This window comes from Streptomyces sp. NPDC052036 (genome assembly GCF_040680495.1).
Classification (GTDB): Bacteria; Actinomycetota; Actinomycetes; order Streptomycetales; family Streptomycetaceae; genus Streptomyces.
Genome location: NZ_JBFAWW010000002.1, coordinates 142251 through 158533, shown reverse-complemented (window position 1 = coordinate 158533; position 16283 = coordinate 142251). Strand labels below are relative to the sequence as shown.

The 16283-nt window shown below is 72.4% G+C and carries 13 protein-coding genes and 3 pseudogenes; 6 read left to right on the top strand and 10 right to left on the bottom strand.

The window, feature by feature from the left end; genetic code table 11:
• The first annotated feature begins 241 nt into the window (after nt 1-241).
• Nucleotides 242-1075 (top strand): SIS domain-containing protein, encoded by an 834-nt coding sequence (locus tag AB0L95_RS04745; RefSeq protein ID WP_365156918.1) that lies wholly within the window; start codon nt 242-244, stop codon nt 1073-1075.
• 14 nt (nt 1076-1089) lie between these two features.
• Here the strand turns inward: AB0L95_RS04745 and AB0L95_RS04740 are convergent, their stop codons facing one another.
• Both AB0L95_RS04740 and pdxH read right to left on the bottom strand, forming a co-directional pair.
• On the bottom strand, nt 1090-2475 hold the full coding sequence (locus AB0L95_RS04740; RefSeq protein WP_365156915.1) for a PAS domain S-box protein: 1386 nt from the start codon (nt 2473-2475) through the stop codon (nt 1090-1092).
• Nucleotides 2476-2937: 462 nt separating this feature from the next.
• Nucleotides 2938-3576: a pyridoxamine 5'-phosphate oxidase gene (gene pdxH / locus AB0L95_RS04735; protein WP_365157739.1), complete on the bottom strand. Its 639-nt coding sequence runs from the start codon at nt 3574-3576 to the stop codon at nt 2938-2940.
• Between the two features lie 538 nt (nt 3577-4114).
• On the opposite strand from pdxH, the gene AB0L95_RS04730 reads away from it, so the two are divergent.
• Entirely contained in the window at nt 4115-5215 is a 1101-nt protein-coding gene (locus AB0L95_RS04730) for a citrate synthase 2 (RefSeq protein ID WP_365156913.1), read from the top strand.
• Between the two features lie 48 nt (nt 5216-5263).
• Here the strand turns inward: AB0L95_RS04730 and AB0L95_RS04725 are convergent, their stop codons facing one another.
• The 8 genes from AB0L95_RS04725 to AB0L95_RS04690 form a co-directional block, all read right to left on the bottom strand.
• On the bottom strand, nt 5264-6304 hold the full coding sequence (locus AB0L95_RS04725) for a 2-oxoglutarate and iron-dependent oxygenase domain-containing protein (RefSeq protein WP_365156910.1): 1041 nt from the start codon (nt 6302-6304) through the stop codon (nt 5264-5266).
• A 292-nt stretch (nt 6305-6596) separates the two neighbouring features.
• Nucleotides 6597-7211, bottom strand: coding sequence for a TetR/AcrR family transcriptional regulator (locus AB0L95_RS04720; RefSeq protein WP_365156907.1), 615 nt, complete (start codon nt 7209-7211; stop codon nt 6597-6599).
• Nucleotides 7199-7930: an enoyl-CoA hydratase family protein gene (locus tag AB0L95_RS04715; protein WP_365156905.1), complete on the bottom strand. Its 732-nt coding sequence runs from the start codon at nt 7928-7930 to the stop codon at nt 7199-7201. The genes AB0L95_RS04720 and AB0L95_RS04715 overlap by 13 nt, the downstream gene beginning before the upstream one ends.
• Before the next feature lie 52 nt (nt 7931-7982).
• Nucleotides 7983-9143: an acyl-CoA dehydrogenase family protein gene (locus AB0L95_RS04710; protein WP_365156902.1), complete on the bottom strand. Its 1161-nt coding sequence runs from the start codon at nt 9141-9143 to the stop codon at nt 7983-7985.
• Nucleotides 9144-9163: 20 nt separating this feature from the next.
• Entirely contained in the window at nt 9164-11002 is a 1839-nt protein-coding gene (locus AB0L95_RS04705; protein WP_365156900.1) for a biotin carboxylase N-terminal domain-containing protein, read from the bottom strand.
• 6 nt (nt 11003-11008) lie between these two features.
• On the bottom strand, nt 11009-12607 hold the full coding sequence (locus tag AB0L95_RS04700; protein ID WP_365156897.1) for a carboxyl transferase domain-containing protein: 1599 nt from the start codon (nt 12605-12607) through the stop codon (nt 11009-11011).
• On the bottom strand, nt 12604-14334 hold the full coding sequence (locus AB0L95_RS04695; RefSeq protein ID WP_365156894.1) for an acyclic terpene utilization AtuA family protein: 1731 nt from the start codon (nt 14332-14334) through the stop codon (nt 12604-12606). Before AB0L95_RS04695 ends, AB0L95_RS04700 begins: the two co-directional genes overlap by 4 nt.
• Nucleotides 14331-15128, bottom strand: a complete 798-nt coding sequence (locus AB0L95_RS04690) for a TIGR03084 family metal-binding protein (protein WP_365156891.1) — start codon at nt 15126-15128, stop codon at nt 14331-14333. The genes AB0L95_RS04695 and AB0L95_RS04690 overlap by 4 nt, the downstream gene beginning before the upstream one ends.
• 159 nt (nt 15129-15287) lie before the next feature.
• Here AB0L95_RS04690 and AB0L95_RS04685 point away from each other — a divergent pair.
• The 4 genes and pseudogenes from AB0L95_RS04685 to AB0L95_RS04670 form a co-directional block, all read left to right on the top strand.
• Nucleotides 15288-15479: pseudogene (locus AB0L95_RS04685) on the top strand (helix-turn-helix domain-containing protein); the annotation flags it as partial.
• 52 nt (nt 15480-15531) lie between these two features.
• Nucleotides 15532-15594 (top strand): annotated as a pseudogene (locus AB0L95_RS04680) (DUF397 domain-containing protein); the annotation flags it as partial.
• A gap of 4 nt (nt 15595-15598) precedes the next feature.
• Nucleotides 15599-15679: pseudogene (locus AB0L95_RS04675) on the top strand (hypothetical protein); the annotation flags it as partial.
• A gap of 367 nt (nt 15680-16046) precedes the next feature.
• Nucleotides 16047-16181 carry a hypothetical protein gene (locus tag AB0L95_RS04670; protein ID WP_365156889.1) on the top strand — a complete coding sequence of 45 codons (135 nt, stop codon included), beginning with the start codon at nt 16047-16049 and terminating at the stop codon, nt 16179-16181.
• Nucleotides 16182-16283: the final 102 nt, after the last annotated feature.

Below are 16283 nucleotides of genomic sequence, written 5' to 3'. Positions count from 1 at the left end.
GGGGATTACCGGGCCCCCGCGACGGGTACAGGGGCGCGTCCGCCCGCACGAGCGCCGTATTGACATCCCACTGGTCCAGACCGCAACGTGATCCGCGGCACAGGCCGTCACGGGCGCCGGTGCGTGGTCGGTGCCCCGTCCGGGCGCCGTGCGCAGCGATCGATCCGCCGATCCGCCGATCCGCCGATCCGCCGATCCGCCGATCCACCGATCCACCAAGACTTCGAAAGGGGCGCCTGAGATGAGCGAGAGGCCGAGGGGCGAGGAAGCGCGCGGCGAGGAGGCGAAGGCCGGGGAACCACGGGGCGGGGAGCCCGGGCACGGGGGCACGCCGGCCGAGCGGTTCTTCGACGCGGCGATCGGGCTGCTGCGGCGGGCGCGGGACGAGGAGGCCCAGCCGATCGCGGCGGCGGGCCGCTTGATCGCGGACACCGTCGTCTCCGGCGGCCGGCTGTTCGCCTTCGGCGCCGGGCACTCCTCGCTGGCCGCGCAGGACCTCGTCTACCGCGCGGGCGGCCTCGCCCTGATGAACCTGCTCACGGTCCCCGGCGTCGTGGGCGTCGATGTCATGCCGGCCACCCTGGGCTCCGCGCTGGAGCGGGTCGACGGCCTGGCGAGCGCGGTCATCGAGGCCGGCCCGCTCCGCTCCGGGGACCTGTTGGTGATCATCTCCCTGTCCGGCCGCAACGCGCTCCCGGTGGAGATGGCCATGACCGCCCGCGCCCTCGGGGTGAAGGTCATCGGGGTGACCTCGGTGGCGTACGCCTCGGAAACGAAGTCGCGGCACTCCTCCGGTACGTATCTCAGGGACCACTGCGACCTCGTCCTCGACTCGAAGATCGCGGTGGGCGACGCCGAGCTGACCCTCGACACCATCCCCGCGCCCTTCGCCCCCGCCTCCACCGTCGTCACCACGGCGCTGCTCCAGGCGGTCATGGCCACGGCCGCGGCCACGCTGGCCGAGCGCGGCGTCGAACCGCCGCTGCTCAGGTCGGGGAACGTCGACGGCGGCCACGAGTGGAACGGGCGGATCCTGCGGGAGTACCGCGACCGGATCTTCTACCAGCAGAGCTAGGCCCTGCGAAGCGGCTACGGCGCCCTCTCCACCAGGTCGGCCAGGTCCAGCGCGGCGGCGATCCGTACCGCCACGTCCTCCCCGTACACCGCGTCGGCGCGCTCGAACCGGGTGCGCCCGGCGCCCCGCAGAAACGTCACCACGCCGAGGGTCCGGCCCCGGCTGCGGAGCACCGCGCACAGCGCGTGCACCGCGTCCGCGGGCCACTGCCGGGCGAGGGCCCACTCCCGCGCCTGCTCAGGGTCCGCGGCACCCGCTCCGGCCCGCACGCAGCCGACGCGTGCCACGCACTGCAGGGCGGGGTGGCCCTCCTTGTAGCGGACGGGCAGTCCGGCCTTTCCGGCGAGCAGGCTGGGCCCGGGCGCCCCGGACGGCGTCTCGGCGGCCCGTACCAGGCGTATCGGACCCTCCGCGTCCGCCACCGGGCCGCCCGCCACCCGGTCGACCAGCGCGTGATCGGCGAATCCGGCGAGCGCGAAGTCCAGATGGACGACGGCCGCCTCCAGCGGGTCCTCGCACTCGACGGCCGCCCGCGCGGCGCGGTGCAGCTGGTTGGCCCGGAAGCGCAGCAGCGCCGCCTCCTGCTCGGCCTGCTTCGCCTCGGTGATGTCCTGGAACAGCCATCCCACGCCCAGCGGTACCGGCTCTTCCGCGAGCGGGGAGGCCAGCCGTACGAACCCGCTGCGCCAGCACCGCCGTTTCTCGCCGTCGGTCGTGCGCACGCTGACCCACATCTCGGCCGGCGCGGGCGGGGCGCCCTCGGCGAGCACATGGGTCAGCGCGCTCTCCAGCTCCTCGACGCCCTGCGTCAGCAGATCGCCGAGCGGCCGCCCCAGCACGGCCGTGCGGCCGGTGCCGAGCGCCCGGGCGGCGTGGGCGTTGACGACGGCCGGGCGCAGATCCGCGTCGACCAGCACCACGCCCCAGCTCGCGTCCTCGAACAGGGCCTCGCTCAGCGCGATGGACCGCTCCAGGTCGATCTGCGTATGGACCTCGCTGAAGGCGCAGTAGACACCGGCGGGCTTCCCGTCGGGCCCCCGCACCGTCGCGGACTGGGTCCGTACCAGCACCCGCCCGCCGTCCTTGGTGAGCAGCGCGAACTCGTGCACCTGACGCCCGGTGGCCCGCATCGCGGACATCAGCCATGCCTCGACCTCGGCGGCGTCCGCGCTCCGCACGGCCCAGCCGGCGAACCCGTGCCGCCCCACGGCCTCGGCGGCGGACCAGCCGAGAATCCGCTCGGCCTCGCGGTTCCAGTGGGTGACCACCCCCTGGGCGTCGAAGGCGCACAACGCCGCGTCCATCCCGTCCAGCAGGGCGGCCAGAAGATCGGAACCGTCCCGGCCGGGCTCGCCCGGCCCCAGCTCGTCCGTGGTCCCCCTACGCCGGGAAGCACTCACCTGAACCCCCTGCAGGCTGCTGCGTCCGTACGTACGGCGCTCGTCCCCTCGCTTCCTCACATTCAACTGGAACGTGACCCAGCCCACATGCCCTTCCGGAAAGAATTCGAGGAAATCCTCGCCCCGGCTCGGGCGGGCCCGCGGACGTGCGTCCGCGCGGCTCCGGAAAAAGGCTCCCGGAAAAAAGCTGTTGATCGGTGGCGAAGGGGTTCTTAGGGTGGGGAGCACCGAAGAAAGGAGGTGGTTCGGAGCATGTATGCACACCGGACGTCGGAGGTGGCTGCGGGCTAGTGGCCCGTCACCACACTCGGTGCGGTGCCGGACCAGCGCGTGCGAGATACGTGCAGCCGGCCTAATCCAACGCAGTCACCCGACCCGCGAGCTCGCCGGTACGTCCGGCCGGCTTCTCCGCCGTCAGGCGGAGGGACCAGAGCTCGCGGGTCGTCTGCGTCCGGGGCGGATTCAGGGGCTGAGCCGCTCCACCCGCCAGGCGCCGTCGGGCTGGACGGCATAGCGGAGGCGGTCGTGGAGGCGGTTCGCGCGGCCCTGCCAGAACTCGACGGTCTCGGGGACGATGCGGAAGCCGCCCCAGTGCGGCGGGACCGGGACCTGGGAGCCCTCGGGGTAGCGGGCGCCCAGTTCCTCGTAGGCGGTGTCCAGCTCGTCCCGGGTGGGGATCACGGAGGACTGGGCGCTGGCCCAGGCGCCCAGCTGGGAGCCGTGGGGGCGGGTGCGGAAGTAGGCGGCGGTCTCGTCGCGGCCGGTGCGGTGCGCGGTGCCGGTGACGATGACCTGGCGGGCCATGGGGTGCCAGGGGAAGAGCAGCGAGATGTGCGGGTTGGCCGCGAGGTCCCGGGCCTTGCGGGAGTCGTAGTTGGTGTAGAAGACGAAGCCCTCCGCGTCGTACTGCTTCATGAGGACCGTGCGCGAGCTCGGACGGCCGTCCGCGTCCGCCGTGGAGACGATCATCGCGTTCGGCTCGTAGATCATCCCGGCCACGGCGGCCTGCGCGGCCTGCTTGAACCAGTGGGCGAACTGGTCCATGGGGTGGGCGGCGAGCGAGGACTCGTCGAGCCCCTCGGCGCGGTAGTGCGCCCGCATCTCGGCGGGGTTGTGGGCCAGGTCCTCGGCGGGGCCTTCGGCCGCGCGTTCGACGATGGGTTCGAGGACGGGTTCCGCGGCGTCCGCGGCCGCGGCGGCGGCCTCGGCGGCGCGGAGCGCCTCCGCGGAGGGCCGGGCGGGCGGTTCGGATCCGCCTTCAGCTGCGGGTTCGGGTGCCGGTTCGTCCGGGCGGCGGTCGGTCACGCCGTCATCTTGCCGTATGGGGCACGGCTTGCGGCGGGGGTGTGGTTCATCACTGCGTGGCACTGAGTGCCGCATGCTCTCCCCAAAGGTGGCACTCGGGGATATCGTGCTGGTGCCGTTCGGATGGGGTGACCGCCTGCCGATCGGGGCATCACCGGAGTGACCGTTTTGGACCGCGAGTCTTCGGATACGACCGTGAAGGACCGTGGAACCGGGGCGGCCACCCCTTTCCCGCAACCGAAGTGCACGGCCTGAGTCCGTCCCGACGGGCCGTGGACCGGGGTCGGTGGGAATCCCGCCGGCCACATCCGCACACATCACGAGGAGCCGCCTGATGTCCGATTTCGTACCCGGGCTCGAAGGAGTCGTCGCGTTCGAGACGGAGATCGCCGAACCCGACAAGGAGGGCGGTGCCCTGCGGTACCGGGGCGTCGACATCGAGGATCTGGTCGGCCACGTCTCGTTCGGCAATGTCTGGGGGCTGCTGGTCGACGGGGCCTTCAACCCCGGACTGCCGCCCGCCGAGCCGTTCCCGATCCCGGTGCACTCCGGTGACATCCGGGTCGACGTGCAGTCGGCGCTCGCCATGCTCGCCCCGGTCTGGGGCCTGAAACCACTGCTGGACATCGACGTGGAGCAGGCCCGTGACGACCTGGCCCGCGCGGCCGTCATGGCGCTGTCGTACGTCGCCCAGTCGGCCCGCGGCCAGGGGCTGCCGATGGTGCCGCAGCGCGAGATCGACAAGGCGCACTCCATCGTCGAGCGGTTCATGATCCGCTGGCGGGGCGAGCCGGACCCCAAGCATGTCGCGGCCGTCGACGCCTACTGGACGTCGGCCGCCGAGCACGGCATGAACGCCTCCACGTTCACGGCCCGCGTGATCGCGTCCACGGGCGCGGACGTGGCGGCCGCGCTCTCGGGCGCCGTGGGCGCCATGTCCGGGCCGCTGCACGGCGGTGCGCCCTCCCGTGTGCTCGGCATGATCGAGGAGATCGAGCGGACCGGGGACGCGGAGGCCTACGTGAAGCAGGCCCTGGACCGGGGCGAGCGGCTGATGGGCTTCGGGCACCGCGTCTACCGCGCCGAGGACCCCCGGGCGCGGGTGTTGCGCCGCACGGCCCGGGAGCTGGGTGCCCCGCGCTTCGAGATCGCGGAGGCGCTGGAGAAGGCGGCCCTGGAGGAGCTGCACAGCCGCCGCCCCGACCGTGTCCTCGCCACGAACGTGGAGTTCTGGGCGGCGATCATCCTGGACTTCGCCGAGGTCCCGGCGCACATGTTCACCTCGATGTTCACCTGCGCCCGGACGGCCGGCTGGTCGGCGCACATCCTGGAGCAGAAGCGCACGGGCCGTCTGGTGCGCCCCTCGGCCCGCTATGTCGGCCCCGGCCCGCGCGGCCCCCAGGAGATCGAGGGCTACGCGGACATGACCCGCTGAGGCCTGCCGGAATCACGCCCTCGGCCGCCGGCGTCCCGGCGGCCGGGGTCACGCCGGTGTGAGCAGGGCCGCGTGGTGGCGTTCGGCGGTGCGGGGGTGGGCCCGGAGCTTGCCCTTGAGCTCGTTGTAGCCGTACTCGGCGAACAGCGGGTTGGCCGGGTCGGCGGTGATGCCGGGCGCGGTCGAGGCGCCCGGGAAGGGCAGCGGCTCGACCCGGGCGTCCAGGCGCGGGTTGTAGAAGAACGGCACCGAGAACCGCTCGGTGGCACCGGGCGGGCTGACGACCCGGTGGTTGGTGGCCAGCAGATAGCCGTTGGTGGCCACCTCCAGCAGTTCGCCCAGGTTGACCACGAACGCCCCGTCCAGCGGCGGCACGTCGTGGAAGAGCCCGTCCTCGCGCTGCACCTGGAGCCCGCCGACCCGGTCCTGCAGCAGCAGGGTCAGGAAGCCGTAGTCCTTGTGTGCGCCGACGCCCTGGTCGGCGCCGTCGCCCGCGCTGCCGGGGTAGCGGACGAGCTTCAGGTGGGGGTGGGCACGGTCGCCGAAGACGGAGTCGTAGAAGGCGGGGTCCGCGCCGATCGCGGTGAGCAGCTCGTGCAGCAGCCGTTCGGCGACCCCGCTGAGCCGGTCGATCCAGGCGAGGGTCGCGGTGCGCAGCTCGGGGAGGGCCGCGGGCCACTGGTTGGGGCCCTGGAGCCACCAGTAGGGGGCCTCGCCCGGTCCCGGCACGTGGGCGGGTCGTTCCGCGCCTATGTCGAGCTGGTCGCGCCAGTCGCGGGCACCGCCGGTGCGCTCGTCGCCGATGCGGGTGTAGCCGCGGAAGTGGGGCGAGTTGACGTTGTCGAGGGCGAGGCGGTCCGCTTCGGGCAGCGCGAAGAAGGACCGCATGGCGCCGAGCAGGGCATCGGTCTCGGCCTGGGTGACGCCGTGCCCGACGAGCTGGAAGAAGCCCACGTCGTGGGCGGCGCTGTGGAGCTGCGCACGGAACAGCGCTCTGGCCTCGGGGCCGCGGTCGGCCGCGGAGAGGTCGATGATCGGGAGCTGCCGCTGCGAGGTCTGGTGCGACGGGTGGGTGGCCGTGTGGGTCATGGGTGCGTCCGCGGGGTGTACGGGGCCCGAACGGCCGCCTGGGGTGTCGGCGGTGCCCGGGTGCCGGGTGGAAGGGGCGTAAGGCGTAGGAGCACGCGCAGATGCGCGGGAGAACGCAGAGAACGGGGCTGGATCAGGCAGAGCGCCGACAGCCCATGCTCGTGACGCGCACGTAGTCCACGTGTCGGCGTCGAACGAGCATCGGAAGCATGGGCCCAGGGTAACGCCCTCCGACCGGACTCCCGGTGCCTCTTCCGTCACACTTCCGGGTCTCGGCCCGGTGCCTCGCCGTTCACCCTCCCGGGCCCTGGCCCAGTGCCTCGTCCAGCAGTGCCCCCCACTGGGCCACCACCCGTTCCCGGCGGCCGGCGTCGTCCGTGAGGAGGTTGGCGAGGCCCAGGCCGCGGGCCATGTCCAGCAGGCCCTGTACGGTCTCCCGCACCCCTGGCCGGGACTCGTCGGCGCCCAGCAGGTCGACCGCCATGCGGTGGGTCTCCCGGCCGACGCGGGCCTCCAGTTCCGTCACCCGCGGGCCCAGCTGCTCCTCGCTGGAGGCGGCGACCCACAGATGCAGGGCGGCGCGGAACAGCGGCCCGGTGTAGAGGTCGACAAGGGCGGCGACCACCGAGCGCCGGTCGGCGGCGCCCTCCGGGAACAGCGCCCGTACCGCCGTCGAGCGCTGCTCGGCCATGTACTCGACGGCCGCCGTGAACAGGTCCTCGCGGGTCGGGAAGTGGTGCTGGGCGGCGCCGCGGGAGACGCCCGCGCGTTCGGCGACGACGGAGACGGTGGAGCCCGACCAACCGCGTTCGGCGAGGCACGCCACCGCCGCTTCCAGGAGCCGCTGCCGGGTGGCCCTGCTGCGGTCCTGCTTGGGGACGCGGTCGGCCGTGCTCACACCACCCATACGGGATCCCGTCTCTCGAGGAAGGCCGTCATCCCCTCGCGGGCCTGCGGGGAGCCGAACAGCCGGGCCGAGAGCGCGGTCAGGTCGGCCGCGTCCCGGTCGAAGGTCTCCAGCACAGTAGCCGTGAGCAGCCGTTTGGTCTCGGCCAGGCCCTGGGGTGAGGCCCGGCGCAGTCCGTCGAGCACGGGCGCGAGGACCTCGTCGGCGTCGGTTCCGGAGGCCGTGAGCAGTCCGGTGCGCACGGCCTCGGCGGCGTCGAAGCGTTCGCCGGTGAGGTAGTAGCGGGCGAGCGCACGGGGGTCCGTGCGGGGCAGCAGGGGCAGGGAGATCACGGCGGGGGCCACACCGATGCGGACCTCGGTGAAGGCGAAGGTGGCGTCGGTGGAGGCGACCGCGATGTCGCAGGCGCCGAGCAGACCGAGGCCGCCCGCCCGGACGTGCCCGGTCACCCGGGCGACGACGGGCGTGCTCAGCTCGACGATCTGCCGCAGCAGCCCGACCAGTGCGTCGGGGTGCGGCGGGTCGCGCAGGTCGGCCCCCGCGCAGAAGGTGTTGCCGGTGTGGGTGAGGACCACGGCGCGTACGTCGTGGTCCTCGCCGCAGCGGGTGAGCGCGTCCGTCAGGCCCTGGACCAGCCCGGCCGAGAGGGCGTTGCGGTTGCCGGGCGAATCGAGGGTGAGGGTGGTGATGCCCCGGTGGTCGGCGACACGGACGGACATGGCTCCTCCTGGTACGTGCGACTCGGTGTCGGCTCGCGCGGCCTGGCGCGGCCTAGTAGGACTTCGGCAGGCCGAGGCTCTGGTGGGAGACGTAGTTGAGGACCATCTCCCGGCTGACGGGCGCGATCCGGGACACGCGTGCGGCCGTGATCAGCGAGGCGAGTCCGAACTCGCGGGTCAGGCCGTTGCCGCCGAGGGTGTGCACGGCCTGGTCGACGGCCCGCACACAGGCCTCCCCGGCGGCGTACTTGGCCATGTTGGCGGCCTCCCCGGCGGCGATGTCGTCCCCGGAGTCGTACAGGAAGGCGGCCTTCTGCATCATCAGCCGGGCCAGTTCGAGATCGATGTGCGCCTGGGCGAGCGGATGCGCTATTGCCTGGTGGGCGCCGATGGGCTGCTTCCAGACGGTACGGTCGCGCGCGTACTCGACGGCCCGGGAGATCGCGTAGCGGCCCATGCCGATCGCGAAGGCGGCGGTCATGACGCGTTCGGGGTTGAGACCGGCGAACAGCTGGAGCAGCCCGGCGTCCTCGTCGCCGACGAGGGCGTCGGCGGGCAGCCGTACCTCGTCCAGGGTCAGTTCGAACTGCTTCTCCGCGCTGCTGAGTTCCATGTCGATCTGGCGCCGCTCGAAACCGGGCGTCTCACGCGGGACGACGAACAGGCAGGGCTTGAGCTTCCCGGTGCGGGCGTCCTCGGCGCGGCCGACGATCAAGGTCGCGTCGGCGATGTCGACGCCGGAGATGAACACCTTGCGGCCGCTGAGGACCCAGTCGGTGCCGTCGCGGCGGGCCGTGGTGGTGATGCGGTGGGAGTTGGAGCCGGCGTCGGGTTCGGTGATCCCGAAGGCCATGGTGCGGGTGCCGTCCGCGAGGCCCGGCAGCCACTGCCGCTTCTGCTCTGCCGTGCCGAAGCGGGCGATCACGGTGCCGCAGATCGCGGGCGAGACGACGAGCATGAGGAGGGGGCAGCCCGCGGCGCCCAGTTCCTCCAGCACGATGGACAGTTCGGCGATGCCGCCGCCTCCGCCCCCGTACTCCTCCGGGAGGTTCACACCGAGATAGCCGAGCTTGGCGGCCTCGGCCCACAGTTCGGTGGGGTGGCGGCCCTCGGCGACGACCGTGGCGAGGTAGTCGCGGCCGTAGCGCTTGCCGAGGGCGGAGACGGCGGAACGGAGTGCCTTGTGCTCTTCGGTTTCTGCGACGGGGGTCATGGGGCCTCCTCGGAGGATGGTCAAGGGGCTTGTACGACGGCGAGCAGGGTGCCGACCTCCACCTGCCGGCCGGGGGTCGCGTGCAGGGCCGTGAGCGTTCCGGTGACAGGCGCCGTGATCTTGTGCTCCATCTTCATCGCCTCCAGCCAGAGCAGGGGCTCTCCGGCCTGTACGGCCGATCCGACGGCCAGGTCCTCGGCGACGCGTACGACGGTTCCCGGCATCGGCGCGAGCAGGGAGCCGGGGGCGTGGTCGGGGGCCGGGTCCCGGAAGCGGGGCAGGGCCGTCAGGGCGGTGACACCGACGTACACCTGGTCGCCGTACCGGCTGACCCCGAACTTCCGCCGCACCCCGGCCACTTCGAGGATCACGAGCCGGGCGTCCGCGTGCACGACCCGCACCCCGTCGGCCGTCAGGCCCTCGCGGGTGTGCCGGTAGCGCACCTCGTACTCCTCGCCCGCCATGAGGTACCGCTTGACCTGCTCCTGGGACGGCAGATTGCGCCAGCCGCCGAACCGTGAGCGGCCGTGCGCGTCGGCGAGGGCGGCGGCCAGCGGCGCGTACGGGTCAGGGGCGGGCTCGGTCAGCGCGGTCAGGTGGCGGTCGTAGAAGCCCGTGTCCATACGGGCCGCCGTGAACTCCTCGTGGCGCAGGGAGCGTACGAGCAGGTCCCGGTTGGTCGCCGGGCCGTGGATCTCGGCCCGCTCCAGGGCGCCCGCGAGTTTCCGGACGGCCTCCGCGCGCGTGGGGGCGTGGACGACGGCCTTGGCGAGCATCGGATCGTAGTGGACGCCGATCGTGTCGCCGTCGGTGTACCCGGTGTCCAGACGCGCGCCCGGCACGGCGAGCCGGTGCAGGGTGCCGGTCTGGGGAGCCCAGCCGCACGCGGGGTCCTCGGCGTAGAGGCGGGCCTCGACCGCGTGGCCACGCGCGCCGGGCGGCTCGCTGTCGAGGGCGGCGCCCTCCGCGACCCGGATCTGCAACGCCACCAGGTCGATCCCGAACACCGCTTCCGTGACGGGGTGTTCCACCTGGAGCCGGGTGTTCATCTCCAGGAAGTGCGCCCGGCCGTCCGCGACCAGGAACTCCACGGTGCCCGCGCCCGCATAGTCGACGGCCTTGGCGGCCCGTCGGGCCATCTCCTGAAGGGAGCCGGAGAGTTCGGGGGTGAGGCCCGGTGCCGGGGCCTCCTCGATCACCTTCTGGTGGCGCCGCTGGAGGGTGCAGTCGCGGGTGCCGAGCGTCCACACCGTTCCATGGGTGTCGGCGAGGACCTGCACCTCGACATGGCGTCCGCCCTCCACATACGGCTCGACGAAGACCTCGTCGTCACCGAAGGCGGCGAGGGCCTCGGCGCGCGCGGCGGTCAGCTCGGCATCCAGGCCGGCCAGGTCCCGTACGACGCGCATACCGCGTCCACCGCCGCCGGCCGCCGCCTTGACCAGGACGGGCAGGTCGTCGGCGGTGACCGTGGCCAGGGGCTCCAGGCCCATCAGCTTCTTGGCGCAGGTCTTGGAGGCCATCGCCTCGATCGCCTCCGGCGGCGGGCCGATCCAGGTCAGGCCCGCGTCGAGCACCGCGCGGGCGAAGCCGGCGTTCTCGGACAGGAAGCCGTACCCGGGGTGCACGGCATCGACGCCGGCCGCGAGCGCCGCCCGCACGATCAGGTCGCCGCGCAGATACGTGTCCACGGACGCCGACCCCGGCAGCCGTACCGCCGCGTCGGCCACGCGCGTGTGGAGCGCGTCAGCGTCGGCGTCCGAGTGCACGGCGACCGTGCGGATGCCCAGCTCACGGCAGGTACGGACGATGCGGCAGGCGATCTCGCCGCGGTTCGCCACCAGAACGGAATCAATCACGGGGCCTCACATCCGGAAGACGCCGAACCCGCCACGGACACCCTCGTAGGGCGCCGTGTGGATCGCGGACAGGCACAGGCCGAGCACGGTGCGGGTGTCGCGGGGGTCGATGACCCCGTCGTCGTACAGCCGCCCGGACAGGAACATCGGCAGGGACTCGGACTCGATCTGCTGCTCCACCATCGCGCGCAGGGCGGCGTCCGCGTCCTCGTCGTAGGGCCGGCCCTTGGCGGCCGCGGACTGGCGGGCGACGATCGACAGGACGCCGGCGAGCTGCTGGGGGCCCATCACGGCGGACTTGGCGCTGGGCCAGGCGAACAGGAAGCGCGGGTCGTACGCCCGTCCGCACATGCCGTAGTGCCCGGCCCCGTACGAGGCGCCCATGAGCACGGACAGATGCGGGACCCGGCTGTTGGACACCGCGTTGATCATCATCGCGCCGTGCTTGATGATGCCGCCCTGCTCGTACTCCTTGCCGACCATGTAGCCGGTGGTGTTGTGCAGGAACAGGAGCGGGATGTCGCGTTGGTTGGCCAGTTGGATGAACTGGGCCGCCTTCTGCGACTCCTCGCTGAACAGCACTCCCTGGGCGTTGGCCAGCACCCCGACGGGATAGCCGTGCAGGGCCGCCCACCCGGTGCACAGGCTTCTGCCGTACAGCGGTTTGAACTCGTCGAAGTCGGAGCCGTCGACGATCCTGGCGATGACCTCGCGCGGGTCGAAGGGCACCTTCAGATCGCCGGGCACGATCCCGAGGAGTTCGTCCTCGTCGTACTCGGGCGGGATGGCGGGCCCCGGATCGGGGTGCGCCTTGCGGTGGTTGAGGCGCGCGACCACCCGGCGGGCCTGGCGCAGGGCGTCCTGCTCGTCCACGGCGTGGTAGTCGGCGAGGCCCGACACGCGCGCGTGCATCTCGGCGCCGCCCAGGGACTCGTCGTCGCTCTCCTCGCCGGTGGCCATCTTCACGAGCGGGGGTCCGCCGAGGAAGACCTTGGCCCGCTCCTTCACCATGATCACGTGGTCGGACATGCCGGGGATGTAGGCGCCTCCGGCGGTGGAGTTGCCGAAGACGACGGCGACGGTGGGGATCCCGGCGGCGGACAGCCGGGTCAGATCCCTGAAGATCGCGCCGCCCGGGATGAAGATCTCCTTCTGGGACGGCAGGTCCGCGCCCCCGGACTCCACCAGGCTGATGCAGGGCAGCCGGTTCTCCAGCGCGATGTCGTTGGCCCGCAGGGCCTTCTTCAGGCTCCACGGGTTGCTGGCGCCGCCGCGCACGGTGGGGTCGTTGGCGGTGATCAGGCACTCGACGCCCTCGACGACCCCGATCCCGGTGACGAGCGAGGCACCCACCGTGTGCTCGCTGCCCCAGGCGGCGAGCGGCGACAGCTCCAGGAAGGGGGTGTCGGGATCGAGGAGCAGCTCGATCCGCTCACGGGCGAGGAGCTTGCCGCGTCCGCGGTGCCGCTCCACGTACTTCTCGCCGCCGCCCGCCAGTGCCTTGGCGTGTTCGGTGTCCAGCTCGGCGAGTTTGGCGAGCATGGCCTCGCGGTTGGCCCGGTACTCCGGGCCGCCCGTGTCCAGGGCCGAGGCAAGGACGGTCACAGCAGGTCCTCCGGTATGTCCAGGTGGCGGGCGCGCAGCCATTCGCCCAGGCCCTTGGCCTGCGGATCGAAGCGGTGCTGCGCGGCGACGCCCTCGCCGAGGAGCCCCTCGACGACGAAGTTCAGGGCACGCAGATTCGGCAGGACGTGCCGTGCGACGGGCAGTCCGGCCGTCTCCGGCAGGAGTGCGCGGAAGCGGTCGACGGTGAGCGCCCGGACGAGCCACCGCCAAGCGGCGTCCGTACGCACCCACACCCCGACGTTGGCGTTCCCGCCCTTGTCACCGCTACGGGCCCCGGCGACCAGACCGAGCGGCGCGCGCCGGGCCGGACCCGGGGGCCCCGGCTCGGGCAGGGGCGGCTCCGGTACGTCGTCGAGTACGCGGGTCACAGGGACCCCCGGCACCGGGATCCGCCGACCGTCATGGAGCACCGCCGTATGGCCGACGGCATCCCGGTCGACGTAGGCGGCCTCGAAAACCCCATAGGGGGAGCCCTTTCCGGGTGGGGCGACCACATGGAAGCCGGGGTAGCTCGCGAGCGCCAACTCGATCGCGGCACCACTGAGTGCCCGGCCCACCGCCTCCTGGGCGGGGTCGCGCACCACCAGCCGGAGCAGGGCGCTCGCCGTCTCCTCGGTCGGGGCGTCGGGACGATCGGTACGCGCGAGGTCCCAGCGGACCTGCGCGGGCCGGGACTTGGCCGCCTCCAGGGCGGCCTCCATCTGGTCCCTCACGTATGCGGCCTTGGCCTCGATGTCGAGCCCCGTCAGCACGAAGGTGACCTCGTTGCGGAAACCGCCCAGCCGGTTCAGGCCCACCTTGAGGGTCGGGGGCGGCGCCTCTCCGCGCACGCCCTCGACCCGTACCCGGTCGGGTCCCTCCTGGGTGAGCCGGACCGTGTCGAGGCGGGCGGTGACGTCCGGACCCGCGTACCGGGCGCCTGCCGTCTCGTACAGCAGCTGCGCGGTGACCGTGCCGAGGTCGACGACACCGCCGGTGCCGTCGTGCTTGGTGATGACGCTGCTGCCGTCCTCGTGGAGTTCGGCGAGCGGGAAGCCGGGGCGGCGCCGCAGCGCGGGCGGGTGCTCGGCGAAGAAGGAGTAGTTGCCGCCCGTGGCCTGTGTCCCGCACTCCAGGATGTGTCCGGCGACCACGGCGCCCGCCAGCCGGTCGTACTCCTCGGGTCCCCAGCCGAAGTGGGCGACGGCAGGCCCGGTGACCAGCGCGGCGTCCGTGACGCGCCCGGTGACCACGACATCGGCGCCCTCGCGCAGACAGGCGGCGATGCCCTGGCCGCCGAGGTAGGCGTGGGCTGCGAGGGTGCCCATGGGGGTCCCCCCGGGTCGAGCGGGGTCGAGACCTTGAGGGAACGCGGCGGTGAGGTCGTCGCCCTCGACATGGGCCACGCGCACGGGGATGCCGAGGCGGCCGGCCAGCTCCCGTACGGCGTCGGCGAGTCCGGCGGGGTTGAGTCCGCCCGCGTTCGTCACGATGCGCACCCCGCGCGCGTGGGCGAGGCCGAGGCACTCCTCCAACTGGCTCAGGAAGGTGCGCGCGTAGCCCCCGGCGGGGTTCTTCAGGCGGTCGCGGCCGAGGATCAGCATCGTCAGCTCGGCGAGGTAGTCGCCGGTGACGACGTCGAGCGGGCCGCCGGTGAGCATCTCGCGCAGGGCGTCGAAGCGGTCTCCGTAGAATCCGGAGGCGTTGCCTATCCGCAGCGGCGTCACGCGGCGTCCCCCTTCGGCGGGCGTCCGGCGCCGGGCGGGCCAGCGAAGGCCTGCGCGATGTCCAGCCAGCGGTCGGCGTCCGGGCCCTCGGCCCGCACCGCGAGGTCGGCCCGGTGCGCGCGCCGGGTGACCAGCAGACAGAAGTCCAGCGCCGGGCCGGTCACCCGCTGGGCGGCGTCCTCGGGGCCGTAGGTCCACAGATCGTCCCCGGAGGGTGCGACCAGCTCCACCCGGAACTCCTCGCCAGGCGCGCTCAACTTCCTGACGAAGTAGGCATAGTCACGCGCCCGCACCCCGATGCGGGCCACATGCCGCAGCCGGTCGGTGGGGGTTCGCACCACACCCAACGTGTCGGCGATGTCCTGCCCGTGCGCCCAGGTCTCCATCAGCCGGGCCGTTGCCATGGAGGCGGCGGACATGGGTGGGCCGTACCAGGGGAAACGGCTGCCGGGCGGGGCGGCGCGCAGGGCCCGGTCCAGGGCCGCCCGTCCGGTGCGCCACTCGGCGAGCAGTCGTGCGGGCGGCTGCGCGGCGCCCTCGCACGCGGCCTCGTCGACCCAGGTGTCGGGCGAACGCAGCGCCTTCTCCACCTCCGTCGCGAACCCCTCCGCGTCGGTGAGGGCCAGCAGCGCGGCGCGGTCCGTCCAGGCGAGATGCGCGATCTGGTGGGCGACGGTCCAGCCCGGGGCGGGCGTGGCGAGCGCCCAGCGCTCCTCCCCCGACTCGGCGACCAGCCGGTCGAGTTCCTCGCTCTCCCGGCCCAGATCGTCGATCACTGACGATGCGTCGGACACGATGCGCTCCCCTCCGGGGACTACGGCGTGCGTGGCGGTGCGCTGAGGAGCATGGCAGGGGGCCAGGAAACAATCAAGCGTGCTTGCATCGATTTGCTTTCCACATGCCACCATCCCTGTGTGCGGCTATGGCTACTCTCAGTGAGTGGGGCGGTCGGCGTGCGAAGCCGTGAACTCGACCTGAGTGCGTCGCCATTGGACTGCTACGGCTACGAGCTGCGCAGGGCACGGGAGGCAGCGGGATTCACGTTGGCGCAGCTCGGGTCCGTCGTCTTCTGCATCAGGTCACTGATCGGCCAGATCGAGACGGCGGCGAAGGTTCCACAGCGGGACTTCTCCGAGCGGCTGGACGTCTCCCCGAGAAAGTCGGCGGCCCTGATCGCCCGCGTGATGGAGGAACGCCATGGGGAGCAAGCCTGACCTGACGCGTGCACTGTGGCGTAAGTCGTCATACAGCGGCAGCAGCGGCGGTGATTGCATCGAGATCGTCGGCCTCGCCCCCCCACATAGCCATCCGCGACCCCAAGAACCCTGCGGCCGGAGCCCTCACCGTCACCCCGGAGGCCTTCGCCGCCTTCGTCACGGCGGCCGTGCGGCACGGCGACGCCAGGCAGTGGAGCCACTCCGCCGCGCTCACCGCAGCGACACAGGCGTCGTCGTTGACGCCTCGGCCAGGGAGCTCACAGCGAAGGGCCCAGGACTACAACGAACGCCCAGGTTCTTCCGGCAACTGCCAGGCGTTTCAAAGGTTTTCACAGGGCCCGTTTGCTCTTTCTTGCCGAAGAGGGCCGGGAGGGGCGTGTAAGTTCTTTCGTGTCGGGCCGCGGAGGGAATCCCCGAGGCGAACAGCCGGAATTCCCGACCCAGTCCGCCGAGAATTCTCGCACCATGGCACAGCACCACTCTCAAGGAGTCGAAATGAGCTTCAAGAAGCTTGCCCCGCTGCCCCCGAAGCCCAGGTCGAAGCAGCTCCCGCCCCCGCCGCCGCCGAAGCCGAAGAAGCGTCACGAGCCGAAGCCGCTGCCCAAGCCGCTGCCCGGCCGGGACCGCTGACACATTCCTGAAAAAGAGGGCCGACGGTGCACAGTCGGCCCTCTTCGGCATTTCCCGGAAATATTCCCGGCGGCATCTCACAGCTTGTACCGAGGGAATTCC

Bases quoted from the DNA above. Each gene is read 5' to 3' on its own strand.
- AB0L95_RS04745 (WP_365156918.1), top strand. From the start codon at position 242: ATGAGCGAGAGGCCGAGGGGCGAGGAAGCGCGCGGCGAGGAGGCGAAG.
- pdxH (WP_365157739.1), bottom strand. From the start codon at position 3,576: ATGCGGGCGCACTACCGCGCCGAGGGGCTCGACGAGTCCTCGCTCGCC.
- AB0L95_RS04730 (WP_365156913.1), top strand. From the start codon at position 4,115: ATGTCCGATTTCGTACCCGGGCTCGAAGGAGTCGTCGCGTTCGAGACG.
- AB0L95_RS04725 (WP_365156910.1), bottom strand. From the start codon at position 6,304: ATGACCCACACGGCCACCCACCCGTCGCACCAGACCTCGCAGCGGCAG.
- AB0L95_RS04720 (WP_365156907.1), bottom strand. From the start codon at position 7,211: ATGGGTGGTGTGAGCACGGCCGACCGCGTCCCCAAGCAGGACCGCAGC.
- AB0L95_RS04715 (WP_365156905.1), bottom strand. From the start codon at position 7,930: ATGTCCGTCCGTGTCGCCGACCACCGGGGCATCACCACCCTCACCCTC.
- AB0L95_RS04710 (WP_365156902.1), bottom strand. From the start codon at position 9,143: ATGACCCCCGTCGCAGAAACCGAAGAGCACAAGGCACTCCGTTCCGCC.
- AB0L95_RS04670 (WP_365156889.1), top strand. From the start codon at position 16,047: ATGAGCTTCAAGAAGCTTGCCCCGCTGCCCCCGAAGCCCAGGTCGAAG.